31 protein-coding genes are annotated in these 25,658 nt (G+C 42.0%); 3 read left to right on the top strand and 28 right to left on the bottom strand.

What is annotated here, in order from left to right; translation table 11 throughout:
- Positions 1-2: 2 nt before the first annotated feature.
- Positions 3-881 carry a LysR family transcriptional regulator gene (locus EFT72_RS05225; protein WP_124065851.1) on the bottom strand — a complete coding sequence of 293 codons (879 nt, stop codon included), beginning with the start codon at positions 879-881 and terminating at the stop codon, positions 3-5.
- A gap of 138 nt (positions 882-1,019) precedes the next feature.
- On the opposite strand from EFT72_RS05225, the gene EFT72_RS05220 reads away from it, so the two are divergent.
- Both EFT72_RS05220 and EFT72_RS05215 read left to right on the top strand, forming a co-directional pair.
- Entirely contained in the window at positions 1,020-2,645 is a 1,626-nt protein-coding gene (locus tag EFT72_RS05220; RefSeq protein WP_124065850.1) for an FAD-dependent oxidoreductase, read from the top strand.
- A gap of 26 nt (positions 2,646-2,671) precedes the next feature.
- Positions 2,672-3,622 carry a 4Fe-4S binding protein gene (locus EFT72_RS05215; RefSeq protein WP_124065849.1) on the top strand — a complete coding sequence of 317 codons (951 nt, stop codon included), beginning with the start codon at positions 2,672-2,674 and terminating at the stop codon, positions 3,620-3,622.
- Between the two features lie 104 nt (positions 3,623-3,726).
- Here EFT72_RS05215 and EFT72_RS05210 read toward each other — a convergent pair whose 3' ends face one another.
- Entirely contained in the window at positions 3,727-4,308 is a 582-nt protein-coding gene (locus EFT72_RS05210; RefSeq protein WP_164473084.1) for a rhomboid family intramembrane serine protease, read from the bottom strand.
- 191 nt (positions 4,309-4,499) lie between these two features.
- On the opposite strand from EFT72_RS05210, the gene EFT72_RS05205 reads away from it, so the two are divergent.
- Positions 4,500-4,985: a hypothetical protein gene (locus tag EFT72_RS05205; protein WP_124065847.1), complete on the top strand. Its 486-nt coding sequence runs from the start codon at positions 4,500-4,502 to the stop codon at positions 4,983-4,985.
- Positions 4,986-5,176: 191 nt separating this feature from the next.
- Here the strand turns inward: EFT72_RS05205 and EFT72_RS05200 are convergent, their stop codons facing one another.
- The 26 genes from EFT72_RS05200 to cutC form a co-directional block, all read right to left on the bottom strand.
- A complete protein-coding gene (locus tag EFT72_RS05200; protein WP_124065846.1) occupies positions 5,177-5,629 on the bottom strand; it encodes a GNAT family N-acetyltransferase in 453 nt (150 codons plus the stop codon).
- 106 nt (positions 5,630-5,735) lie between these two features.
- Positions 5,736-6,431 (bottom strand): class I SAM-dependent methyltransferase, encoded by a 696-nt coding sequence (locus tag EFT72_RS05195; RefSeq protein ID WP_124065845.1) that lies wholly within the window; start codon positions 6,429-6,431, stop codon positions 5,736-5,738.
- 173 nt (positions 6,432-6,604) lie between these two features.
- The gene (gene atpC / locus EFT72_RS05190; RefSeq protein ID WP_124065844.1) at positions 6,605-7,003 is read right to left on the bottom strand and encodes an ATP synthase F1 subunit epsilon; all 399 of its coding nucleotides are present in this window, start codon (positions 7,001-7,003) and stop codon (positions 6,605-6,607) included.
- A gap of 10 nt (positions 7,004-7,013) precedes the next feature.
- On the bottom strand, positions 7,014-8,408 hold the full coding sequence (gene atpD, locus EFT72_RS05185) for a F0F1 ATP synthase subunit beta (RefSeq protein WP_124065843.1): 1,395 nt from the start codon (positions 8,406-8,408) through the stop codon (positions 7,014-7,016).
- A gap of 341 nt (positions 8,409-8,749) precedes the next feature.
- Positions 8,750-9,604 carry an ATP synthase F1 subunit gamma gene (gene atpG / locus EFT72_RS05180; RefSeq protein WP_124065842.1) on the bottom strand — a complete coding sequence of 285 codons (855 nt, stop codon included), beginning with the start codon at positions 9,602-9,604 and terminating at the stop codon, positions 8,750-8,752.
- Between the two features lie 15 nt (positions 9,605-9,619).
- On the bottom strand, positions 9,620-11,122 hold the full coding sequence (gene atpA, locus EFT72_RS05175) for a F0F1 ATP synthase subunit alpha (protein WP_124065841.1): 1,503 nt from the start codon (positions 11,120-11,122) through the stop codon (positions 9,620-9,622).
- Positions 11,123-11,160: 38 nt separating this feature from the next.
- Complete coding sequence (gene atpH / locus EFT72_RS05170) at positions 11,161-11,709, bottom strand: ATP synthase F1 subunit delta (protein ID WP_124065840.1); 549 nt, start codon at positions 11,707-11,709, stop codon at positions 11,161-11,163.
- On the bottom strand, positions 11,697-12,212 hold the full coding sequence (gene atpF, locus EFT72_RS05165) for a F0F1 ATP synthase subunit B (protein ID WP_124065839.1): 516 nt from the start codon (positions 12,210-12,212) through the stop codon (positions 11,697-11,699). Before atpF ends, atpH begins: the two co-directional genes overlap by 13 nt.
- A 47-nt stretch (positions 12,213-12,259) precedes the next feature.
- Positions 12,260-12,517: an ATP synthase F0 subunit C gene (gene atpE / locus EFT72_RS05160; RefSeq protein WP_124065838.1), complete on the bottom strand. Its 258-nt coding sequence runs from the start codon at positions 12,515-12,517 to the stop codon at positions 12,260-12,262.
- Positions 12,518-12,601: 84 nt separating this feature from the next.
- Entirely contained in the window at positions 12,602-13,303 is a 702-nt protein-coding gene (gene atpB / locus EFT72_RS05155; RefSeq protein ID WP_124065837.1) for a F0F1 ATP synthase subunit A, read from the bottom strand.
- Between the two features lie 46 nt (positions 13,304-13,349).
- A complete protein-coding gene (locus EFT72_RS05150; protein WP_124065836.1) occupies positions 13,350-13,751 on the bottom strand; it encodes an ATP synthase subunit I in 402 nt (133 codons plus the stop codon).
- Positions 13,752-13,764: 13 nt separating this feature from the next.
- Complete coding sequence (locus tag EFT72_RS05145) at positions 13,765-14,067, bottom strand: AtpZ/AtpI family protein (protein ID WP_243109948.1); 303 nt, start codon at positions 14,065-14,067, stop codon at positions 13,765-13,767.
- Positions 14,068-14,372: 305 nt separating this feature from the next.
- Entirely contained in the window at positions 14,373-14,657 is a 285-nt protein-coding gene (eutM, locus tag EFT72_RS05140; RefSeq protein WP_124065834.1) for an ethanolamine utilization microcompartment protein EutM, read from the bottom strand.
- Between the two features lie 31 nt (positions 14,658-14,688).
- Positions 14,689-15,336, bottom strand: a complete 648-nt coding sequence (locus tag EFT72_RS05135; protein ID WP_124065833.1) for a phosphate propanoyltransferase — start codon at positions 15,334-15,336, stop codon at positions 14,689-14,691.
- A 25-nt stretch (positions 15,337-15,361) separates the two neighbouring features.
- On the bottom strand, positions 15,362-16,861 hold the full coding sequence (locus tag EFT72_RS05130; RefSeq protein WP_124065832.1) for an acetaldehyde dehydrogenase (acetylating): 1,500 nt from the start codon (positions 16,859-16,861) through the stop codon (positions 15,362-15,364).
- Between the two features lie 17 nt (positions 16,862-16,878).
- Positions 16,879-17,487, bottom strand: a complete 609-nt coding sequence (locus EFT72_RS05125; RefSeq protein WP_124065831.1) for a BMC domain-containing protein — start codon at positions 17,485-17,487, stop codon at positions 16,879-16,881.
- Positions 17,488-17,498: 11 nt separating this feature from the next.
- On the bottom strand, positions 17,499-18,128 hold the full coding sequence (locus EFT72_RS05120; protein WP_124065830.1) for a cupin domain-containing protein: 630 nt from the start codon (positions 18,126-18,128) through the stop codon (positions 17,499-17,501).
- Between the two features lie 15 nt (positions 18,129-18,143).
- Positions 18,144-18,407 (bottom strand): EutN/CcmL family microcompartment protein, encoded by a 264-nt coding sequence (locus tag EFT72_RS05115; RefSeq protein WP_124065829.1) that lies wholly within the window; start codon positions 18,405-18,407, stop codon positions 18,144-18,146.
- Complete coding sequence (locus tag EFT72_RS05110) at positions 18,401-18,706, bottom strand: BMC domain-containing protein (RefSeq protein WP_124065828.1); 306 nt, start codon at positions 18,704-18,706, stop codon at positions 18,401-18,403. Before EFT72_RS05110 ends, EFT72_RS05115 begins: the two co-directional genes overlap by 7 nt.
- Positions 18,688-19,563 (bottom strand): ethanolamine utilization protein EutJ, encoded by an 876-nt coding sequence (gene eutJ / locus EFT72_RS05105; protein WP_124065827.1) that lies wholly within the window; start codon positions 19,561-19,563, stop codon positions 18,688-18,690. The genes EFT72_RS05110 and eutJ overlap by 19 nt, the downstream gene beginning before the upstream one ends.
- Positions 19,545-20,174, bottom strand: a complete 630-nt coding sequence (locus EFT72_RS05100) for a hypothetical protein (protein ID WP_124065826.1) — start codon at positions 20,172-20,174, stop codon at positions 19,545-19,547. The genes eutJ and EFT72_RS05100 overlap by 19 nt, the downstream gene beginning before the upstream one ends.
- The gene (locus EFT72_RS05095; protein WP_124065825.1) at positions 20,171-21,310 is read right to left on the bottom strand and encodes a 1-propanol dehydrogenase PduQ; all 1,140 of its coding nucleotides are present in this window, start codon (positions 21,308-21,310) and stop codon (positions 20,171-20,173) included. Before EFT72_RS05095 ends, EFT72_RS05100 begins: the two co-directional genes overlap by 4 nt.
- Positions 21,295-21,762: a EutP/PduV family microcompartment system protein gene (locus tag EFT72_RS05090; protein ID WP_124065824.1), complete on the bottom strand. Its 468-nt coding sequence runs from the start codon at positions 21,760-21,762 to the stop codon at positions 21,295-21,297. The genes EFT72_RS05095 and EFT72_RS05090 overlap by 16 nt, the downstream gene beginning before the upstream one ends.
- Positions 21,759-22,097 carry a BMC domain-containing protein gene (locus EFT72_RS05085; RefSeq protein WP_164473083.1) on the bottom strand — a complete coding sequence of 113 codons (339 nt, stop codon included), beginning with the start codon at positions 22,095-22,097 and terminating at the stop codon, positions 21,759-21,761. Before EFT72_RS05085 ends, EFT72_RS05090 begins: the two co-directional genes overlap by 4 nt.
- Positions 22,098-22,113: 16 nt before the next feature.
- Complete coding sequence (gene cutD, locus EFT72_RS05080) at positions 22,114-23,067, bottom strand: choline TMA-lyase-activating enzyme (RefSeq protein WP_124065822.1); 954 nt, start codon at positions 23,065-23,067, stop codon at positions 22,114-22,116.
- Between the two features lie 20 nt (positions 23,068-23,087).
- On the bottom strand, positions 23,088-25,634 hold the full coding sequence (cutC, locus tag EFT72_RS05075; protein ID WP_124065821.1) for a choline trimethylamine-lyase: 2,547 nt from the start codon (positions 25,632-25,634) through the stop codon (positions 23,088-23,090).
- Between the last annotated feature and the right edge of the window lie 24 nt (positions 25,635-25,658).

The following is a 25,658-nucleotide window of genomic DNA, read 5'->3' as shown; positions in this document are numbered from 1 at the left end:
TGTCACGTGAAATGAAATGCTGCTTCTTTGAAATCAGCCATTTGTGAATTAAAAGCGTGACACTGGTTATAGCAAAGATAAAAGTACCGGTTCATGGGCATGTCCTTAATGGGGAGGGTCTTTAGAACGTCTAACATGGAATTATTCTTTACGTAGCGGGTGGAGATTACCCCGATTCCAAGGTTGCGCGCAACACTGTCAAGAATGGCAGAACCACTGTATGATTCCCATTTTACTGTATAGGGAATATGATGGGTCTGCATGAGATTTTCAAAAATGGAACGTGTACCGCTGCCTACTTCTCGCAGAATAAAATCGCAGTTGCACAGATCACCGGCATTGATTGTATCCCTGCCTGAAAAGGGATGGCTCTTGCTGCAGACAAGCTGCAGTTCGTCTTCCATAATTGGTTCTGTATGTATCTTATCATTCAGGATCACACCTTCTACAAGTGCCAGATCAATTTCATTGTGGATCAGGCGGTTTTCCAGTATTCTCGTATTTTCTATAAAAACGGAACAGGAGATATCCGGATGACATTCCTGCAGCGTCTGTATGATGTCACTGATCAAGGTATCTCCGATGGATAATGTGGCACCAACCCGGAGTGGACGGATGACCGAAGAGTTTTTCATGGACTGATTAAGCGTCTCATAGCTGTTTAGCACATTCAAAGCCCTGTCCCAGAAAAGTGTTCCCATAGGAGTCAATTCCAGCTGTTTGGGAGATCTTTTGAAAAATGTGGTCTCATATTCTTTCTCCAGTTCTGCAATGCTCTGACTTACCGTAGGCTGCGACAGATAGAGGCGCTTGGCTGCCTCACTCATCTTCAATGTTTCCGCCACTGCGATATAAGTTCTTAGCTGTTTTAAGGTTGCCATTTACGATCCCCTTTCATCTAGTATAGAAAAAATCAATAGCATGATTTAAATAATACTATTTTACGGTCCGGAAAACAAGTGTTATGATATTGATAATAAATAATCAAGTATACGAAAAGAAATGATAAGGAGAAAAAGATGAGGGTGATTGTACTTGGTGGTGTTGCTGCAGGCACAAAAACGGCGGCAAAGCTGATGCGGGAAGACCGAGAGAATGAAGTTATCATTTTAAACAAAGGGGAAAACATATCTTATGCAGGTTGTGGACTCCCGTATTTTGTAGGAGATGTGATTCCACATAAGGAGCAGCTGATCGTAAATACTCCTCAAAAGTTTGAGAAGCTTACAGGTGCAAAGGTTTTAATCCGCACAGAAGCGACAAAGGTAGACCGTGAAGAAAAAACAGTAACTGCGGTAGATTTGGGGACTGGCGAGGAGAAGGTTTATCCGTATGATAAGCTTGTAATTGCAACCGGAGCAAGTCCCGTGATTCCGCCTGTTGAGGGAAAGGATCTTAAGAATGTGTTTACCTTGAGGACACCTGAAGATGCCATTAAGATTAAGGAACTTGCCATAAATGGAGGAATTAAAAAAGCAGTAGTAGTTGGAGCAGGCTATATCGGTCTGGAGCTTGCAGAGAATCTGGCAGCGGAAGGAATCAAGCCTTTTGTTGTGGATATGGCGCCTCAGATTCTTCCCGGTTTTGATCCGGAGGTTTCCGATTACCTGGAACGAAAGATTGCTGATGCAGGCATTCCTGTTGTGACAGGGGTGAAGGTAACCGCTCTGGAGGGGGAAGGTAACGTTGAAAAGGTGATAACCGACCGACGTGCATATAAAGCTGGTATGGTTGTTTTCTGCGCTGGAATTAAACCCAATACAGAATTTTTAGAGGGAACCGGTATCGAGATGGTTCGTGGAACGATTGTCACCGATACTCAGGGAAGAACCAATGATAAGGACATCTATGGTGCCGGAGATTGTGCGATGGTGAGAAATGCCATCACAGGCAAACCGGCCTGGTCCCCCATGGGTTCAACGGCCAATATTAACGGACGCCTCATTGCACAGAATATAGCAGGAAGAGAACGTTCCTACCGTGGGGTTCTGGGGACGGCGGTTTGTAAACTTCCAGGACTGAATGCCAGCAGAACCGGACTGACAGAAGAACAGGCCATAGAGGAAGGGTTTGATGCGGTCAGTGTGATCACAGTGGTGGACGATAAGGCTCATTATATGCCAGGTGCTTCCTATTTTATAATTAAGATGATTGCAGATAAGAAAACACTCCGCCTTCTGGGAGTTCAGGCAGCCGGCAGCGGTGCCGTTGATAAGATTGTGGATATGGCAGTCACTGCAATCATGTGCAAGGCAGATTTAAATGATCTTGCTGATATGGATCTTGCTTATGCACCTCCGTTCTCCACTGCGATCCATCCGTTCGTACATACTATAAATATTCTCTTTAATAAAATAAACGGCAGTCTGAAAACCATGAATCCTGTGGAATATGCAAAGGGAATGGCAGAAGGTTATAAACTTGTGGATGCCGGACAGGTACCTTCTATTCCAGGAGCCATGCACGTGGAATTAACGGAAGTTGACGGATTGGTGGATGGTCTTGATAAGGAAGATCACATTCTCCTTGTGTGCAACAGGGGAAAGCGTGCCTATCTGCTTCAAAACCGGCTAAATTACTACGGCTACAAGCATACTAGGGTACTGGAAGGCGGCATTACCTTTACAGACGTGGAAGGTTCATAACAAAATAGAAAACAGGAGTATTAATTATGGCATGTACATTAAAACCAGCTGAAATCAAGAGTGTAAAAGCACTGGGGTTTTTAAATAACAAGGGAACTGATTTATTTAACGGACGTGTAATTACTGTAAACGGTAAGATAACGGCAGATCAGACTGCTGCCATTGCTGATGCGGCAAGAACATACGGCAACGGAGATGTGGAGTTTACTTCCCGCTTAACTGTGGAGGTAAGAGGAATTCATTTTAATGATATCGAAGCATTCCGCAGCCGTCTGGCAGAAGCAGGACTGGAAACCGGAGGAACAGGGTCTGTGGTGCGCCCTGTCGTATCCTGTAAAGGAACCACCTGTCAGTATGGACTATATGATACCTTTGATTTGTCGGAAAAGATCCACGAACGGTTCTATAAGGGGTATCATACCGTAAAGCTGCCTCACAAATTCAAGATAGCCACAGGCGGCTGCCCTAATAACTGTGTAAAACCTAATTTAAATGATCTTGGTATCGTGGGACAGATGATTCCCTGTGTAGAGGAAGACATGTGTAACGGCTGCAAGAAATGCCAGGTTGAGACATCATGCCCCATGAAGGCTGCGAAGCTTTCCGATGGTTTAATTGAAATCGATCCGGAGATCTGTAACAACTGTGGACGCTGTATTGGAACATGTCCCTTTGATGTAATTGAAGAAGGAATACCTGGGTTTATTGTGTATTTAGGTGGCAGATGGGGGAAAAGGATTAATCATGGGAAAGCTCTTGGAAGAGTATTTAAAAGCGAAGAAGAAGTACTGTCCATAGTTGAAAAGACCATTCTTCTATTCCGCGAGCAGGGCCATACAGGGGAGCGGTTTGCAGATACCATTGTACGGATTGGCTTTGAGAACGTAGAAGCGCAGCTCCTTTCCGATGATATCTTAGACCGGAAGCAGGAAATCCTGGATGCAAAGCTGCATCTGGTGGGCGGTGCCACCTGTTAAGAGAAACTTAGAGTAGAAGGGACTGTTTATTATTAACAGTTCCTTTTTCGTACATAAATCAATAAGTAGGCTCAAATTGTTATATTATTCTTTTCTTCCTAATGCTAACATGTAATAATACCAAAATACATTCCACATAAACCTATCACAACGCCTGTAACAAAGGATATAAAGTGTAAAACTAATGTACCATCACCCATAAATGAAAAAACCGGAATATTGCCTATTATCGCATAAAAAAGCAGCCAGTTTCCATACCATGTTCGTAAATGAAACTTTGGAAAGTCTGATTTTAATATTTGTGTGACCACAATTAATCCAAGGAAAGCAAACACATATACAGATGCGCCAATATTTTTTTGTGAAGATCGGTATATAAATGAATTAATAATTTCAGCTATAGTACTTGATAATACTCCAAAAAGAACAAAATTAACACTGCCTAAACTCACCTCAAGAAAATACCCAACCCAAAATAATGCAGCAACATTAGCAAGCATATGAATTAGATTAAAGTGAAGAAAAGGTCCTGTGACAAATCGATAATACTCATGACCAATAATATCTATTCCTTTCGCTGATAAATATTGTGATAAGTCAATTTGGGTATCGATTATATACAAAATCACAAAAGCTATTATGAATCCAGATGTCGCTTTATAATTATTAAAATTACTAACTATCAATATTAAGTTTTAAATGTGCGCTAATACGTTAAATTTTGGTTTTATTTCTAAAATTTAATCTTATATAATAGAACGATTTTAATAATTCCACTTTCCTTTATTTAATATTTTTATATAACGTTACACAATATGACACTTTTTTTATAAAACAAGCTGTATAATAATCTTATAAAAAACAAGGGGGTATTTATATGAAAAAAATTTTAAAAGGGTTGGTTATTAGTACGCTGATTTTTTGTATGACTTGTATACCAGTTTTTGCTTCTGAATATCAATTGGATCTAAAAACCACAAATAATCAAACAGCTATTTCTGTAATGAGTACATCAACAATTACTGCTCCAGACGGAAAAACATACACATTATTAGGAACGACAAGACGAAGAAATCCACTCAAAGCTTCATTTACTTCCACACTCAAGGCTAGAGACAATATTCTACTTAAATTTTATTGTCCAAATATTAGTGGAAGCGACTGGGTACAAGGAAAAATAATAGCAACTCCAGTTTCATACGGAACAGAGAAAACATATCAATTTATGAATATGGCTAGTGCTTTTTCAACAGTTGATTTGTCTACACTTATAGGATCTGGATCATATCGAGTTAGTATGACAATATATTCAATTGGAACCTCTCAAAAGGGTACTGTTTATTATCGAATAGAACAAAAGTAATAGACTCATTCAATACGTAAGTCTCTGGAACAAGAAACATTAATAAATTAAGGGTGAAGTCATCTTAATCTTTGCCCTTTTATTTTGTTATTTTTCCCACATAAACAACTATTTTACCCGACTCATATTGCATCTTTATCTTGTCTATATTGAATCTGTAATTTTAAAATTCATATCCTATCCTTTCCATCTCACCTAACATCTATTTTGTATACTCTTGAATCCTCTCCGTTCTTATCCTTCATCATCTGATAGAATGAATATCCATACTTTTCATACAAACCAGTTTCTCCGGTCGATATATAAATCTGTGTGGCTCCATCATTTTTGGCAACTTCATATGCTGACTTTAAAAGATCTCCCACATATCGATGCCCCCTATATTGTGGGAAAGTATATACAAATCCTATCCAAGGACCAATCCCAGAGTCCCTCACGTCATCTACATCTGCAAGCGTACAGAATGACACTAATTGCTGATGATCTGTCAGTAAAAACACCTTCGTACTTTCTCCACAGAACTCCTTTAACTCATTTTTGCTTAATAATTTATACAGAGATTGTCCTGCTCCCCAGTCACTCTTTTTAATCTGGTTTATCCAGTGTTCTTTGTCTTTTATACTATAAAACTCTATTACCTTCATTTTTCTCCTCCCGCAATATGTTCCTATTTACCTTATCTTTATAATGCAATTAACTATCAATATTAAATTTCCAATCTATTTCATGGTGTGCAAAATATACTCTTGTTCATTTCGTACAAATAAGAAAGTATTGAATCATAGGCCCCATTTTTTCTTTTTTAATTACTTTAAAATATGGCATTAACATTTTCTCAAATTCATTATTTGACATATGATATCGGTCAGTTCGACCCAAATGCTCTTCAATAAGTGCTGTAATTTGAAATTCAGGACTTCCTACATCCGGAATATCAAGTACATATTTACCAGCCGGTTTCATTATCCGATGCGCTTCTTTAAGTGCTTGAGCCACAAAGTCCTTTTCAAAATATTCCAGCGAACCAATACATGCACCAATATCAAAAAAACTTTCATCATACGGTGTTTCATGCATACTCCCACAATATAAAGAACCAATCATAACGTTATTCTTAAGAACAAATTTTTGCAACAACTCTATGATTTTTTTACTTATATCAACTCCATAATATGTAGATGGCCATTCATTATATCCTGGAAACATTAAGTTCAAACAACACCCTAGGTCAATAAAATTCATGCCTTTTAGGGGAGATAGATATTCCACGATCTCTTTTTGACTGCTATCTGAGAGTGTTTCATCCTCCTGCATTTTCAAAAACAAAGGATAATTTGGATCATTTGTAATATGTGGAGGCAGATTCTGATAAGAATCAATTCCTTCTCTACCTAAATCAATTCCTTTATCATACGATTTGGCAACTAACTCTAAATGCTTTTTCATTATGTTAATCCTCCCACTAAATTATAATTGCTCTATTTGATAGTACAACAATTCCTTCTAACAATCAATATCGCGTTCTCAATTTACAATGTTAAATCAATGGATCCATTCTTTCTTTGTTTATACGATACAAAAAAAGACCCAAACCCTAAATTCGGTTTGGATCCTCTTTCTTATTTTGTAAGTGAAAGTCTGACAAGTGCCTTTTTCAGCGCTGTTTCTGCTCTCATGATATCAATTTCTCCGTTTTGATCTTTGATGCGGCGTTCAGCACGTATTCTCGCCTCTTCCGCACGGTTTTTATCGATTTCATCTGGCCACTCGACCACTTCCGCCATCACTACAATCTTATCCGGTAAGATCTCAACAAAGCCTGAGATCAGAGCTGCTTCCTTAATCTCATTCTCTTCATGGATCTTTAGAATTCCAGGTGCTACAATGGCAGTCATGGGAATATGTCCCCCATAAACTCCGATTTCTCCCTCCGTGGTTGTCATCTCTACCATAGAGGCATTTCCTTCATAGAACTTCCGTTCCGGATTAATAATCTGCAGTTTCATTAAATCAGCCATCTTCCACCCCCTATTTTTTTACTCGGGCAAGAACGTCATCAATGCTGCCTGCATTTAAGAAATAACTTTCGGGCACATCATCATGCTTTCCTTCCAGAATCTCCTTAAAGCCCTGAACGGTATCCGCAAGTGATACATAACGGCCTTCCAGACCAGTGAACTGTCCGGCTACAAAGAAAGGCTGAGATAAAAATCTTTGAATCTTTCTCGCGCGGGCTACTGTCAGTTTATCTTCCTCTGAAAGTTCATCCATACCTAGCATGGCAATGATATCCTGAAGTTCTTTATACTTTTGAAGTACTTCCTGTACTCCACGGGCAACACGATAATGCTCTTCTCCAACGATACGAGGATCCAGAATTCTTGATGTAGATCCAAGAGGATCAACCGCCGGATAAATACCAAGTTCTACAATGGAACGATCCAAAACTGTGGTCGCATCCAGATGGGCAAATGTATTCGCCGGAGCCGGATCTGTCAAGTCATCGGCAGGTACATATACAGCCTGCACGGAAGTAATGGAACCGTTCTTTGTTGATGTGATTCGTTCCTGAAGGGCACCCATCTCTGTCTGAAGAGTTGGCTGATAACCTACAGCAGAAGGCATACGTCCAAGAAGTGCGGACACCTCGGAACCAGCCTGTGTAAAACGGAAGATGTTATCAATGAAAAGAAGAACATCTTTTCCGCCCTGATCACGGAAATATTCTGCCATAGTAAGTCCGGTAAGCCCAACTCTCATACGGGCACCTGGTGGTTCGTTCATCTGTCCGAATACCATGGTTGTCTTATTAATAACTCCGGAATCTTGCATCTCGTAATATAAATCATTTCCCTCACGGGTACGCTCACCAACGCCTGTAAATACAGAGTATCCACCATGCTCCGTTGCGATATTACGGATTAATTCCTGGATTAATACGGTCTTACCAACACCAGCACCACCGAAAAGTCCGATCTTTCCACCCTTTTGATAAGGACATAAAAGGTCAACGACTTTAATACCAGTCTCTAAAATCTCCGTTTCCGTAGACTGCTCTTCAAAAGAAGGAGCAGATCTGTGGATCGGGAGATATTCGTCTACTTCCGGTGCTGGTTTTTTATCGATTGGATCACCAAGAACGTTAAAGATACGTCCCAGAGTTTGTTCTCCAACCGGAACACTGATAGGAGCTCCTGTCGCTATGGCTTCCATACCACGTACCAGCCCATCTGTCGTACCCATGGCGATACACCTTACGGTATCATCACCAAGATGTTGGGATACTTCTACAACCAGTCTGCTGCCATCTTTTGCGTTAATACCAATTGCTTCATTGATATTTGGCAGCTTTCCCTGGCTGAACTTGATATCCAGTACGGCACCGATGATCTGGGTGATCTTACCAATATTTTGTTCTGCCATCTTGTATCTCCTTTTTCTATATTTCTGTCTCTCTAAATTTTCCACAATTAATTTCTAGCTTGCTTTCATTCAATTTCTGTAGTTGTTCGGCGTGCTACTTCGCTCCCCGAACGGCTATTTTTCTAAATTCAAGCTGCGCTTTCGCTTGCTTTCATTCAATTTCTGTAGTTGTTCGGCGTGCTACTTCGCTCCCCGAACGGCTATTTTTCTAAATTCAAGCTGCGCTTTCGCTTGCTTTCATTCAATTTCTGTGGTTGTTCGGCGCGCTACTACGCTCCCCGAACGGCTATTTTTCTAAATTCAAGCTGCGCTTTCGCTTGCTTTCATTAAGAAAAATATGCCTATGATATTGCATTGGCACCGGCTATAATTTCGGTAAGCTCCTGGGTAATTGCACCCTGTCTTGCCCGGTTATAGATCAGTCCAAGCTCTTCAATCATATCTTCCGCATTGTTGGTTGCTGCATCCATTGCAGTCATTCTGGCACCATTCTCACTGGCAACTGCTTCTAATAATGCGCCGTAAATCAAACTGCTCATATACTTTGGTATAATAGAATCCAGTACCTCATCCTCATCTGGTTCATAGTTCATCATAGCCAGATCTGTCTCTTCCCTGCCTTTTTCCATTTCAATTGGAAGAAGTTTTTTAAGCGTAGGAATGTGGGTCACTGTATTTTTAAAAGAGGTATAAGCCAAGTATATTTCACCAATCCGATCTTGTTCAAATGCGTCCAAAAGTTCTGCAGTTATATCAGCTGCATCCCGGTAGAGAGGTTCATTGATTACTTCAGAGTAGTCTTCAAGGACCGTAAATCCTCTTCTTCCCAGAACCTCTTTCCCTTTTCGACCAACTGCATAAACATCTGTATGCTCCAGTGTTAATCTGTCATCTCCCATCACCAGCTTGGACACGTTGTTGTTGTACCCACCTGCCAGACCCCGGTTAGAAGTTATAACGATCACTGCTTTCCGTTCCGATTTTCCTGCTTTTAGATATTTATGCTCGATCCCAGTGGATTTTTGCAGCATGGAATGAATGGTTTCATACATCATATCAGAGTAAGGTTTGGATTCCTCCGCCTTCACTTTGGATTTCTGCAGCTTTGCGGTCGATATGAGCTTCATGGCTTTTGTAATCTGTTCGGTACTTTGAATGCTGTTTCTTCTTCGTTTGATATCCCTAATGGATGCCATGATTATCACCTGCCTTTAAAAAACACCTGCTTTGCATTCGTTAATCGCTTTTATCAGCAATTCCTCTGTCTCAGGTGTGATCTGCTTCGTCTCACGGATACTTACCAGAATCTCAGAATATTTGCTATCTATAAAACTTGTCAATGCTGTTTCAAAATCAAGGATTTTGGAGGTGGGAATATCCAAAAGCAGTTTTCTTGTTGCAGCAAATATAATTATAATCTGATATTCAACTGGCATTGGCTGATACTGTCCCTGTTTCAATACTTCCCTGATTCGTTCTCCCTGTGCCAGCTGTTCTGCTGTCTCTTTATCAAGTTCAGAACCAAACTGAGCAAAACTTGCAAGTTCTCGGTACTGTGCCAGTTCCACACGAATGGGAGCCGCGATCTTTTTCATCGCTTTGATCTGGGCAGAACCACCAACACGGGATACCGACAATCCTGCATTAATCGCAGGACGGAAACCGGAGTTAAATAACTCTGTCTCCAGATAGATCTGACCATCTGTAATGGAAATTACATTGGTTGGGATATATGCCGAAACGTCTCCAGCCTGTGTTTCAATAATCGGAAGTGCGGTTAAAGAACCTCCTCCTAATTCATCAGAAAGTCTTGACGCTCTCTCCAAAAGTCTGGAATGAAGATAGAATACGTCTCCTGGATATGCTTCACGGCCCGGTGGTCTTTTCAGTAACAAAGACAGGGTACGGTAAGCCGCTGCATGTTTACTCAAATCATCATAAACGACTAATACATCTCCACCTTGTTCCATCCATTCCTCACCAATGGCACAGCCAGAGTATGGAGCAATGTATTGGAGTGGTGCAAGATCAGATGCGGTTGATACAACGATGGTTGTATAATCCATTGCACCATATTCTTCCAATGTCTTTACGATATTGGATATCGTTGATGCCTTCTGGCCAATGGCTACATAGATACAGTGGACATTCTGGCCTTTTTGATTAATGATGGTATCAAGCGCAATGGCTGTTTTTCCTGTCTGACGGTCCCCGATGATAAGCTCACGCTGTCCTCTCCCAATGGGGATCATGGCATCAATCGCCTTAATTCCTGTTTGGAGAGGGGTATCTACGGATTTACGGTCAATTACACCATGAGCAACACGCTCAATTTTACGGAATTTATCTGTCTGGATCGGCCCTTTCCCATCAATCGGTTGACCAAGGGAATTCACAACACGTCCGGTAAGTGCGTCACCTACTGGTACCTCCACCACTCGTCCGGTTGTCTTTACAGTATCTCCTTCGCTGATATCTCCTTCACCAAGTAAAACAGCACCTACATTATCTTCCTCCAGGTTGAGTACCATGCCGTAGATCTCTCCTGGAAATTCCAAAAGTTCTCCCTGCATTGCGTTCTCAAGACCGTGGATACGAGCAATGCCATCCGCTACCTGAATGACTGTACCGACATCAGAGACATCCAGCTTCGTGGAATAACTTTGAATTTGTTCTTTGATGACAGAACTGATCTCTTCTGGTCTTAAATTCATTAAGGTTTGCACCTTCTTTCTAGTTTATTTAGCTAACATTACACCAGCTGCAATTTCATCAAGCTTCGGCGCAGTTTATAAATCTGTGTCTTAACACTAGAATCCACAACCCTATCACCAATGCGAATCATCAATCCGCCAATGATGGATGGATCCAATTGATACTCCATCTCAAATTCCACATAGTCTGTGGTATCCAGTAATTTTTGAACAAGCAGTGATTTCTGCTCTTCTTTTAATTCCACAGCGCTGGTCACATAGGCCACGCCAATTTTTTTATATTCCTTGACAGTATTTATGAAGTATTCACAAATTGCGGGAATTTCCTTCTGTCTGCCTTTATCGACAATGACTGCCAGAAAACCCATGAGATCGTCCGACACGGATTCGGAAAAAATCCCCTTTATAATACTGAATTTTTCTTCCTTACCTACCTTCGGATTGTCAAGCAGTTCTGCTAATTCGGGGTTTTCACTCCATATGAATTTAAGAGCTTTCACTTCCTCAAATAATGCATCCATTACCTGCTTTTCCAGGGCTTCCTCAAACAACGCATCGCCGTATACTTTTGATACTAGCTTTGCCATGTGCTATCACCCATCTCCTTCAACGTTTCATCAATCAAAGAATCTTGTACGGACGTATCAATGGATGCAGCCACAACCTTACCGGCCATGACTGAAGCGATAGATATGATCTGTTCTTTCATATCATCAAGCGCTTTCTTTCTCTCCAGCTCCACTTCCATACTTCCTCTCTTGATGATGCGGTTTGCTTCTTCCTTCGCTTCTGAAAGAAGCTCAACTTCCCGTTGCTTCGCTCTTTTTCTGGCATCCTCTAAAATATCTTCTGCTTCTTTTTTCACTTCCTGAAGCTTTGCCTCGTACTCTGCTTTCATTTCCTGTGCTGCTTCTTTATCATCGGCTGCACTTTTTAATTCTCCGGCAATCTTTTGTTTTCTTTTTTCTAGTACATCCCGTACTGGATTAAACAGTTTATAGGACAATGCAAAAAACAAAATAAACACATTAATACCGGTAAAAAATGCGGTAAAAAGCAGCTGTGGGTCAAATCCCAATAATCGTTCCAAGGTTTCGCCTCCTCTCACTCTTTATTCTAAGTCCAAACATTCTTTCTTTAGCTGAATGGCTTTAAGAACATAAGAATCGCTGCAATTGCGAAACCATAAAGACCAGTTGTCTCGGCAACTGCCTGTCCCAAAAGCATGGTGGCAGTAATGTCGGCTTTTGCGCCTGGGTTACGTCCAACTGCAGAAGCTGCATGTCCTGCTGCAATTCCCTGTCCAATACCAGGTCCTACACCTGCGATCATCGCGATCCCAGCGCCAATTGCTGAGCATCCTAATATAAAATCTTGTCCTGAAATTCCGTTCATAAATAAAATTCCTCCTGAATTTGATTTTGTTTTAATAAAGTCTGAGTCTCTTTAAAGCGACTGTTAGCCGCTTTTTTCATACACCTAATCCATCTTATCATTGACATATACCATAGTCAGCATACAGAAAACATAGGTCTGTATACAACCGGAAAATAGGTCACAGTACACATGAAGAAATGACGGGATCCCAATTTTAGCAAAGACCGGCATCATTCCGTACCATAGCCCTAAGATGATTACACCTGACATCATATTACCAAATAAACGAAGCGCCTGAGATAATGGGTTTGTAAGTTCTCCAATTAAATTAATTGGGAACAAAACCACAAAGGGCTTAGCCATACTTGTCAGATGACCAAATCCGTGATTCTTGATCCCTTGATATTGCACGATACAGAATGTGAAAATACCAAGCATAAACGTAACACCAAAGTCTCCGGTTGGAGCTCTCAGACCAAATAATCCGCCAAGGTTACATAACAATATGAAAAGCAAGATTGTTCCAATGTAATTGACAAACTTATTTGCATTGTGCCCCATGGTACTGTGAACCATGTTGTCGAGAGTTTCTACCAAATACTCCATTATGTTCTGGAAGGTACTTGGAATCTCCGCAGCATGCTTCATCTTCCGATCTGTGGTAAACGCTAGAATCAGAATCACAATCGTCACAATACTCAAGCCTATCTCTGTTGTTGTAATCCAAAGCTCTTGCCCGAAAGCATGAAACTTCAGCACACCTTTGATCATAAAATCCACATTACTGGCACTTGCAACGACCATACGCGAAAGCCTCCTTTCTTAAAAATTCCACGAAATCATGTCCCCATCAATTCTCCTCTTTCTTGTGGGTTATAATTCTGTGTATAACTGGCTGTAAAAAAGCTCCAGCCTTGAGTCCGAAGACCCCTATTACTACTGCTACTGGATCAACCTGATTTGAAAAACGGGTTATTACAAATACCAGTATAGCAATCAACAGCAGATAACGAATGAGCGAGCTTATAATGCCTCGTTTCCTGACAATATTAGGATCTTCTGTTTTCATAGAGCGTTCCAGAACCAGCGACATTGACAAAAACATAACAATCGCAAGAGTCATTCCAAGAATGAGTCCCAGAAACACAGATCGTTTCGGATATACAAAGAACGCCACCAGCATTGCTGCCACCGTAAACACTACAATCCCGGTAGAAACTTCATAAAAAAGATTCTTTGTTTCTTTTTCCATAAAATCCTCCTACTTACAAAGTTTTCCCGTGATTCTTCCGCTTTATGCGGCTTTGCTGCTTCGGTTTTTTTACATCAGGTCTATTTTCCCTTTGCTTCTCCATAAGTTCCTTACGATCTTCTTCTTTTTCTTCCCTTTCATTCATAGCAAGTGTGGCTTTTGCCATCTTATAGGCATTTAATCCACCAGCCAAAAATCCAAGGATCAGAAACAATAACGTCAGGTGCGTACCTGCAAACCTGTCGATGTAGTAACCGGCAAGGATACAGACAAATACAGGTACCATGACACTTAACCCCAGTTGGGTTACCATCATGAAACTCCTCATTACGCTCTTATTATGTCGCATGATTCCACCTGCTTTCTGCTTCCTGCTCATATAAATGGTATTATACATAAAAACTTTTGCTTTGTCTATTATATACGGAAATTTCGATATTTTTTTATCAAAAATGCACAAACAATCTGTAATTGTATATAAATAAAGCATCATTCCGTCTTAAATTTGTAACCAGTCTATCAATAGGTGTTTTTCTATTAATTTCCCCTATAAACTACAAAAAAAGACCTGGTTTCCAAAGAAGAACACTCGTTGAAAACCAGATCTCTCACTTATCTAAATTAAAGTTCTTTTGTTGCTGGAAGAATGGTTTCAACCTCTGCATGCGGACGAGGAATTACATGTACAGAGATTAATTCCCCCACTCGCTGTGCTGCTGCAGCCCCTGCATCAGTTGCCGCTTTTACTGCACCAACGTCTCCTCTAACCATAACAGTTACAAGACCACCACCAATCATTTCTTTTCCAATTAAAGTTACGTTTGCTGCCTTAACCATGGCATCTGCTGCCTCAACTGAACCAATTAATCCTTTTGTCTCAATCATTCCTAGCGCATCGTATTTCATCTTAAAATCCTCCTGATATTATTATAAATTTTTAATGGTTTCCTTTTTTTACAATAGTGACTGTGGACTTATTGGTAAGCCCCATCGCATTGGCTTCTTCCGTGTCCAGATGGCATTCCAACCCCGATGAATCGGTTACACGAATTGCTACGTTTTGATAAATTCCACCACGAAGCCCTTCTGTCTTTATGCTTACCAGCTCTTTGTCGTGTACCCCGAATTTCAAAGCATCCGGTGGTGCCATATGAATGTGTCTTTGGGCAATGATAAGTCCCTCTTTGGCTTCTATGGAACCGTTTGCTCCCACCAGAGTAATTCCCGGAGTTTCGGCCAATTCCCCCGACATTCTTGGCGTTGTTTTTCTGCCAAGCTTAAAGCAGTCTGCAGCCAAGATCTCAATCTGAGTCTTTTTTCTTACCGGTCCCAGAATTCGGACTTGCTCGATGGCACCTTTTGGTCCGCATATGGTAACGGTCTCCTTACATGCATACTGTCCGGGCTGAGATAACTCTTTGATTTTAGTCAGCTCGTACCCTGAACCAAAAAGGAGTTCTAAATCTTCCTGGGATAAATGCACATGACGGTTGGAAATTCCTACCGGTATGGTAAATCCATGTTTCCCGGAGTCCTCTTTCACTGCATCCATTAACAGCTTGATCACCGCTTCATATTTATCCATTGCTGTTCTCCTTCTTTTCTTCTGATTACTGATCCTTCATTGCAAGCATAATTTCTTTTACAAGTTCTGCCAGCTTTTCCTTTCCTTCCCCACCGTCCAGACTGGTTGAATCTGGTGTGTTCTCCTTTTTCTCAAAAGAAGCCACAAATGTTTTATCCTCTTCCATAATGGTTGCACAATCTTTTAAGCCAAATGCTACGGTTTTTACATTTAAAAGATGCTTTGGACTTACATTCTCCGAAACAGAACTTCCGCCACAGGTTCCACAACCTAGAGTAAATGCAATGGGTAGACCTGTGCTAATTCCGGTTCCCCCTTGACTTCCTCCTGTATTGACTAAAATTCTGGAAGCTGGTTTTGCGGCAAACTTAAGAACCATGTCTCTGTCTTTTGTGTGAATGCTCATGGTGTGGCCAATTCCATTTTGTAGCAAACGGTAACTTAACCCACATGCTACTTCCCAGTCTTTTACGGTATAAAATCCAAGAACTGTAGTCAGCTTTTCATAGGAGAGAGGATACCCCTCACCCACACCTTCTTGCTTCCCGATTAAAACTTTGGTTCCTTCTGGTATAGAGATTTTTGCTGCATCTGCAATCACCTGAGGAGAACGTCCTACAAATTTAGCATTCATACTGTGTCCGTTTTTGAATAAAATCGCACATACTTTGTCGGTTTCTTCTTTTGTCATGAAGTAACCGCCCTGGCTTTTTAATTCAGCTTCCACTTCTGCCTGATTGCTTTCTTCACAGATAATGGATTGTTCGGAAGCGCAGATGGTTCCATAATCAAACGTCTTACTTGCCATAATGGTTCTGACTGCCTGTTTTACATCGGCTGTCTTTTCTATGTATGCTGGTGAATTCCCGGCACCCACGCCAATGGCAGGTTTTCCTGCACTGTAAGCGGCCTTTACCATACCAGGGCCACCCGTCGCAATGATAATAGAAACCTCTTTGCATTTCATTAATTCATTGGTGGAACCCATAGAAGGCATGGTAACACAGCCAATAATTCCTTCCGGCGCACCGGCTGCCATTGCCGCCTCCCGCATTACCTCTGCTGCTTTTTTCGTACACTTAGCCGCAGACGGATGAGGAGAAAATACAATGGAATTTCCTGATTTAATGGCAATCATGGCTTTGAAAAACACAGTAGAAGTCGGATTGGTCGAGGGAATAATTCCCATAACAAGTCCAACCGGTTCTGCCACTTCAATGGTCTGATTGGCTGTATTTTCCGAAAGGATTCCTTTTGTATTCATATCCTTGATTTCTTCATATAGAAGGGTGGAGGCTGCATGATTTTTATAAGCCTTATCCATCACCTTTCCAAATCCGGTTTCCTCCACAGCCATCTCAGCCAGACAATAGGCATGTTCCTCTCCTGCCTTTGCCATGCTGCATAAAATCGCGTCAATCTGTTCTTTGGTAAACCCAGCAATTAGTTTGGCTGCAGTCTCCCCGCTTCTTGCCAGTTCCCTAGCTTCTTGGATGGAACGTAAGTCATAATCAAAGTTTTCCATGTTCCCTGTCTCCTTTTCTAACATTCTGAATCATTTTTTCCGTAATAAGTTTTAAATTCTTCCAGCAGCAGGGTTTTATTTGCCTTAGAGATCTCTCTTCCGGAAATACTAAATTCTGGATATTCTCTGGCAAGTGTCCGAAGCTCTGTTACCTTCCGATCTTCCAGCCATTTTAGCATTTCATGAAACCCATTTTGTCTCATCTTCGTATCAACGGTTTCCCGATCATAAGGACCTGATTCTGATTCTAATTCTAAATTCAATTCTTCCAACTTATGTGGCTGGAAAGCAAGTTCTTGCACCTGCTCCGACGCTTTGTCTGTATTATTTTTCGATTCCTCCGTCTGTGGTACACTCTCCCCTATCATACCCTCAAGTTCTTTGTGAGGCCTTGGGATTACATGTGAGGAGAAGAGGGCATCTTGACTGATCCGGTTGACCGCTGCCACTCCAGCTTCCACGGCTGCCGAAACGGCCGCAACGTCACCGGTTACCAGTATAAATATAAGTCCTCCACCGACTTTGGTTTTTTCGATCAATGACACATTTGCTGCCTTTAACATGACATCGGATGCCTCAATCGCCGCCAGCACACCTTTTGTCTCAATCATTCCAAGTGCCTGCATGTATTACCTCCTTAAACCGAATCTGCCCAGTTTGCTGGATAAGTGGCATAGAAGATTCTTGCTTTGTCCGGCGAACCCCAGATAACCTTGGACCCTGACGGTACGAAAAGCACGTCTCCAGCGTTTGCTGTGTAGGTTTTTCCATCAATGGTTACGGTTAGCGTTCCCTCAATGACATAATCAATTTCTTCATAAGTCAGTTCCCATTCAAATTTGGAATGGTCAATGACTAAGAACCCTGCACTGATCTGAGATTCTTCCTTGCTTACTAGCTCCTGGTAATAAGCTTTTACAGATGGATCTTCTGTTTCAAAAACATCCATTTTTACGGAACTGCCACGAATGACCTTTAATCCATTTTTGTGACTCTCTGACTCGTATGGTTTTAATACATCCGACAAAAGGCCCTTTTCCATTAGTGTTTTCAGCACCTTATAGATAGTTTCGCTATCTATATTTAGATTGCTTGTGCCACATATATCTTTTGTTGGTTCGTCTGCTTTGTCGCAAAAAGAAATTCCATAGTTTACTGCTGCATCTTTTGCAGATGGTGTGATAATACTATCGCTTGCCACGTAGCATATTTGTTTTCCTTCTGTATGCAATGCTTCTACATCATTTGCACAGATAAGTTGCTTCATAAAATCACTTCCCTTCTAAATAAACTGACAATCATCATCAATTATGCCAATTACGACTGCATCCACGGGAACCTCATCGTCTTTTAGCATTCGTCTCGCCGAGGAACCAGTGGAGACGATCACACGATCCCCAATTCCGGCACTGATAATATCGGCCACGATCAAACGTTCCCCTTCTCTGGTTCCGCCAATAATCTCAGCCAACATAAATTTATATCCGTTTAAGGAATCTGCCTTTCTGGTTGCCCAGATATGATCAATGAGTTTTGCCGCTACCATTTTTCCCTGCCTCTTTTCTCTGTTTTCCTGATCTCCTCCAGTGCCGCCTCGACCGATGCTGTATCTCCGAAAATAGCAAGCATAATCATGTTCTGGGGACAGCTTCCTCTAATATCTTCCACCGTTACTCCCACTGCTTTTTCTGCCACATCTGCGGCACAGACCATCTCAATAAGCCTGCCCTGAACCAGTCCTATGGCATCTACCGCTTCTATTGGCACCGATGCCCCAGAACCTTTCCTCCGGGTCAAAATATCAACGGTTCCTTGGGACGGAGATTTTATGATCCGATATTCCATCTCTTTCCTTTCGTTTCCATCTCTTCCTGTGTACAGGAAAAAGCGATTCCAAGGGGCGTAACAAACATGGGGTTATCTGGTTTTCTCGTTTTGACCCCAGTCTGCTTCTCAACCAGTGTTTCAATTCCACTCAGGCAGCACGTTCCACCTACCAGATAGATCTCATCTACGTCATGTCCACGAATATGACGGCTTATGATCGAAGCAACTTTTTCAACAACTGGCTTTAACACTGGAAACAGTTCTTTGTGGTTTTCTGGATTTCTTTTATATACCTCCGCCTCGTGAAACGGCAGATGGCAGGCTCCTGATACCACCAATGAAAAGTGTGTGCCTCCCGTCGGTTCGTCGGCTGTATACACCACGGTTCCATTCTTTAATATGGAAATCCCTGTGGTTCCACCGCCAATATCTACCACCGCACCGTTTTGGATCTTTAAGACTGCATTTGCCGCTGTTGGCTCATCCAGCAACGCGGTGATTAAAAAACCAGCACTCTGCACCACGTTTTTAATGGCTCCGCCGTCTAGGGAATCGGTTCCAGGGGGTATGGCCGCCGCTGCATACAAAAGTGTAGTATCTAACTTTTCTTCCAGTTCTTCCTTTAGCTCTCGCACAATCGTAATGGCTCCAATATAATCCACTACCATACCATCGCGCACTACGTCTGCATACCGGTAGGCACCTGCTACGGGTTTGTGATTTTCATCAAGCACAGCTAACACCACACATGCCGTTCCCAAATCAACTCCCGTATAATAAACAGAAGACGGTTCCCTGACTGGATGTTCAACCACAGTTTCAAACTGGCGGACCAGTTGATTGCAGTCGTCAAATGTTAGTTCTTTTTCTGACATGTTTTCCCTCCATACTGCTGGCAAATAAGTTGAGACAAACGGTTTAAAATCCGGTTTAAGTTACCATCTTCTCTTTCTGCTGCAAGTTCTCTTACGCTGCAGCGCAGACGGTGAAGAGGAACCAGGATACGCCCTTTTTCAGACTGTGCATGAAACCCAGTGATTTCAAAACAATCCTCACATGATTGCCTACAGTTCTCTTTGGTAAAACCAGCGCATGACTCCCAGCCTTTCTCCAAAGGAGCATTTTCTTTCCCCACGAAAGAGAGTGCCCGTTCCAAAAGAAAGATCTGTTCTGCCAACAATACGTCCTGATCCAGTAGTGTAATTCCAACCTCTAGAAAATGTGCCTGAATCGATGTCCTTTTTAATAGGAAGTAATCCGTTCCATTTCCCTTTGTTTTCACCTCTGTTTTTGCCTCTGTTTTTCCTTGTTCCGGCTTCTTTCTCTTTTGTGTCCCCACTTCCATTTCCTCGCAAAGAGATACTTTTTTATCCATTAGAAACTGACGTGCTCCCGGGGTCAGCCTTGTCTCTTTTTGAAGTTCGTATGAGACAAAGGGTTCTTTTCTGAATAAAATCCTCAAATCATCTTCGGTGATGAATTTCATTCATAGCCCCCCTTACACAACTTTCGATAAATTCCTTCGATATCCTCTGTGGATGGTACCCTTGGATTGGTCTTCGTACAGTTATCAAACCTTGCTTTTTCTGCCATTTCAGGAACTGCTTGTAAAAACTCAGTTTTATCTATGTTAAGATCTGTAATCTGCTGGGGTATCTGTACTCGATTCAGAAGATTTTTAATTTGACGAATTAGGCCGTGTACAGTGGCTTTTTCTGTTCCTGCTCCAATAAAAAGCAGATTGGCAATCGCTGCATATCTGCCACATGCCGGATAGGCACTGGTCTCCTCAAGACCAGCATTATAGCTGATCACATGGGGAAGCAAGATCGCATTGCTCCTCCCATGGGGAATGTGAAAACGGGCACCCAAGGCATGTGCCATACTATGACATAGTCCTAAAGACGCACCATTAAAAGCCAGCCCTGCCAGGCAAGAAGCATTGTGCATGTGAGTTCTGGCATCTAAATCACTTCCATCATCCACCGCAGACACCAAATGCTTCCAAACCAGTCTGATTGCCTTTTCCCCAAAAGCATCTGTAAAATCAGTTGCATTTGTGGAAACAAAAGCCTCCAACCCATGGGTCAAAACATCCATACCGGTATCTGCCGTTATATGCGGAGGTACTGACATGGTAACGTGTGGATCCAAAAATGCTGCATCTGGCACCATAAGATCCGACCGCAGAGGATATTTTACCTGAGCCTCAGTATCTGAGATAACAGAAAAGTTTGTGACTTCGCTTCCCGTTCCGCTGGTGGTTGGCACTGCAACCAAATACAGTTTTTCTTCTCCCATCTGGGTATAAATATGGCTGGCTGCTTTTGCTGTATCAATGGCAGAACCACCGCCCAGAGCGATCACGGTATCGGGTTTAAATTGCTTCATATGACTGATGGCCGTTGACACCACTTCAATGGTGGGATCTGGTACTACTTCACCAAAAATTTCAGTTCTGCATCCCTTTTCTTCCAGCAAATCCGTAATTTCTTTTGCTTTACCGGACTTTACCATAAAGGGATCGCAGATGAGATATGCCTTTTTTCCTGGTAGGTCTTTTATATGATCCAGACAAGAAGCACCCATATAAACTTTGGTATTCATTACAAATTGTTCCATTCCCTTTCCCTCCTTTCTGTTTCTTTTATTCGTTTCTGTAATTCTTTTAATCCTGTATCATCGGATAAATCAATGTAACTATAAGGTTTTCGTACACCCGTTTGTTCTAGCTGGCGGATGCAAAAATCATCTTTGTCTTTCTCCGCCCCGCTTCCTGTAATCACTCCAATCACTGGTACACGGAATGCGTTTGCAAACCCTGGGGGATAACACAGACGGCCACAGGAATGATGCACTAGCATCAGTACATGGGACGCATCCTGGGCAGCCGCTATGATGTGTTTGTGCATCCACGGACATTCTAAATAAACACCTGGGATATCAAGGGTTTTCTCCCCATATATCATGTTCTGTGTCCGTTTCACCGGCCCCGTCTCCCCATTGAGTGCAGCGGCAAGTGTCGTTTTTCCACTCCCAGAAGGACCGATTAACATCAACCGTTTTTTCCTCATGTTCTGGTAATCTCTGGTACGATGTAATGAAGTCTCTGCTGCAAGGTGGTGCACACCGCCAAAAGGGCAGTTTCCACACTGTCCACGTCTCCTGCAATCACAACCGAACCAGTAAAACGATCTAAAAATCCAACTTGGACACTGGCTGCTTTTGCCGCAAGATCTGCGGCTATAATTGCAGTTTCAAATGGGGATAGGGTGAGGATTCCGATGGCTCCCAGTTCATCCATGCCAAGGCATTCATACACCTCTGCAATGGGAGATGCAATTACATGGGCGATAGTGACCTGTTTTCCTGGAACGGATTCCTCTATGACACGCTGTATCTCTGCCACAACGCTCACTCCTTTCCTAGTGCTTTACCACATTGACTGGAAATTGATATTCTTTCATCCAGCCTTCAATCCGTTCTAAATCTTCTTCCTTTAAGCTTGGATCTCCTTCGATTGGATACTTTATATCTAGCTGATTGTATTTGTTTACACCTAACTTGTGATAAGGCAGTAAATCAATTCCCTGAAAGTTTTTATCATCCCGATATGGCATTAGAAACTGTATGATGGCATCAATCTCTTCCTTGCTGTCATTGATTCCTTTTAGCATGGGCATACGAACCTTTACCTTATAACGGCGATGGAGCAGTTCTTTTAAATTGGCTAATATCTGCTCATTATTTACTCCAGTCAGTTCATTATGACGAACTGGATCCATATGTTTGATATCAAACAGGAATAGATCCACATATTCCGCTATGCTTAAAATGGTCTCCGTTTTGGTATATCCACAGGTCTCAATGGCGGTATTAATCCCTTCCATCTTGCATGCCATAAGAAGATTTAACGCAGCTTCTGACTGTGCAGTAACTTCTCCACCACCAAGGGTTACGCCACCACCTGACAACTCATAAAATGCGGCATCTTCTTCCACAATCTTAAGAATTTCTGATATGGTTTTCCCCTCTCCTGCAATGGTAAGTGCTGCATTGGGACAGATATTTTTGCATTTCATGCATCCAATGCAGTCTTTATCCCGCAGGATTTCATGAGTCCCTGTCTTTTCTGCTCTCACATGGATTCCTACGGGGCATACGTCCATACATGCCCCACAGCTGGTACAGGAATTCTTCTTAAACATCACCTGGAATTTCCGCACCAGTCCTTCTGGATTGGAGCACCATTTACACCGGAGAGGACAACCTTTAAAAAACACCAGAGTTCTGATACCCGGTCCGTCATACATATTGTACTTTTGCACGTTAAAGAGAAACGCCTTGCGTTCAATCTCTCCTGTATTTCCATGGTCCATAGTGACATCTCTCCGTCTTCTTAAAAATGAGTTAACATGGTACGGCTGATAATTTCATCCTGTACGTCTTTGCAAAGCTCTACAAAGAATGCACTGTATCCTGCCACTCGAACAATTAAGTCGCGATAGAGTTCCGGATGCTTTTGTGCTTCTATCAGAGTATTGTTGTCCAAATAGTTAAACTGCATCTCTCCGTTTCCTAACATACAGGCGGTTCGAAGCATTGTAATTAAACTTTCCTCTCCCTCTGGAGTGTCCAAAAGTCCAGCCATAATCTTAAAGTTGTGAACCATACCAATGTTCATGCTATCATTTGCCATCTTGGATACGGACTTGATGATCGCAGTTGGTCCCTTAAAATCGGCTCCCTGCGTAGGACTGATTCCGTCTGACAATGGCAGCCAAGCATGACGGCCGTTTGCAGATGCACCTGTCATCTGTCCAAATGGTGTGTTGTTGGATATGGATAAGGTTCCGTGGCTTAAGATCGAATATAAGGTCTTGTATTTCCTGTGTTCATGTTCGGTAAAGTCAACTAAGTCGGCTGCGATCAAATCAGCATAATCATCATCGTTACCGTACTTTGGTGCATTAAGGCAATCGGTGCGCATTGGTTCAAATCCGACAAAGTCGGCTTTTAAGGCCTGGCTTAACTGCTCCAGTGTATATTTTTTGTCATCAAAGACCAGTTTTTTAATGGCTGCCATGGAATCTGCATAGGTTGCCAGTCCTGACCAGACAACTCCTGGTCCAAAGTTATACATTGCCCCACCGGCAGATACGTCCCTTGCCTTTTCCATACATCCTTCATACATAATTGACATTAATGGCTTTGGAGCCAATTCTCTCTGAATTCGCTGGGAAATAACCGTAGCAACGTCGGTCCATTTGGTGATGAATTTTATCTCATTCTTAACGGCTTCTTCAAACGCTTCATAGGTTTTAAAACTGCTTAAATCTCCCATATCTGGGCAAACCTGTTTTCCATACCACAGGGGTACTCCATGGTTTAGTACCAGTTCAATACAGATAGGCCACTGGGTATAGGCCGTGGAGGTCCACTGATACAAACGTCCGGATTTTTGAGGTTCCACACATCCCATGAGACAGTAGTCACGAGCGTCTTCAATGGAAACACCTTTTGCCAGCATCATTTTAATATGAGCATCATCAAAGTGACACGCTGGAAATCCCATTCCAGAACGAACCACTTCTACAATTTTCTTCATATACTTTTTCGGTGATTTATTGTGAATCCGGCAAGCAAGGGATGGCTGGTAGATCTTTACGTGACGAACCGCATCCATTAACAGGTAAGTCAGTTCATTGGTTGCATCGTGACCGCTTCTTGTAACACCGCCTACGCACATGTTTACAAATGGCTGGTAACCTGCAAAGAATTTGGAACCGCCTTCACTTGTGATCCACATCATCTCAGACATTTTAATTAACATACAGCCAGCTAGTTCAAATGCCTGGAAATCGTTCATACGTCCGGATTCTAAATCCTCTTTATAGTATTGATACATGTACTGATCCACACGTCCAATGGACATACCGGTCTGGTTTTCTTCTACAACAAGCAAAGATTCAATGGTCCATACTGACTGAATGGCTTCCCAGAAGGTTCTTGGCTTATGGGCTGGCACATAGGCATTGACTTCTGAAATAGAGAGAAGTTCTGCTTTCCGTTTGGGATCGCTCTCTTTTTCTGCCAGTTCTCTTGCATATTCCGACATCCTTTTTGCGTAAATCATAACGCCTTCTGTGGTGTCAATAATGGATTTATAAAAATAAATCTTCTCAATATCATCTGGATTTTCATAGTCCAGCTCTTTTAGATGATCTTTTGCTTCCTGCTGGATATCAAGCATTCCTTTTTTCATTAAAATCACGTCATAACCGGGATTGGAATCGCCTCCCCCGTTTAATGCATGATAGGAACAGTCGGATACAAAGGATTCGCCGGATAACTCCCAAACGCCTGCTTCCCGGTATTGGTCTTCGCAGTATTCATCTACGGATTTCCCTTTCCAGAATGGAAACAGTTCTTCCTTCATGATCTTTTTATCTTCTTCGGAAATATAGAACGGATCCTGAGGACGGCTTCCTATGGTATCAATCTCTTCTTCCACCCATCTCCATGCGATATCTGGGGAGAATGCACCGGCACGGGGAGCGCCACAAGGAGCACCAACAATCAACTCATTGTCCTGAATCACAAGGGGAGCCGTCTCACAGCAATACCGGAAGCATTTGGCACGAAGCATAATCTTTGGCATACCAGGGTTCTCTTTTGCAATCTTTGTAATGGCACGGGCACGGTATGTAGTGATTGATGGTTTGTGTTTTAAGTAGGTTTCTTTTAATTTAGAAAGCCGGCTTGTAATTTTATCTGGAATCCCAGTTCCTTCTTCACAATCTACAGCGGAAACGGTCTTTGAAGGTTCATTTTTATTAATTTCATCTGATACAGTTTCAAACATTTTCATTAAGGAAGCTCTTTCCTCTGGTGACATGTTTTTCGTCGCTTCCACAAATTTATTAGAAAATTCACGAATATCCAATCTATTTTCCCTCTCTTTCTCTTA

The organism is Clostridium sp. E02 (genome assembly GCF_003833015.1).
Taxonomy (GTDB): domain Bacteria; phylum Bacillota; class Clostridia; order Lachnospirales; family Lachnospiraceae; genus Lacrimispora.
The sequence above is the reverse complement of the archived record's forward strand: the minus strand, read 5'-3'. Positions and strand labels throughout refer to the sequence as shown.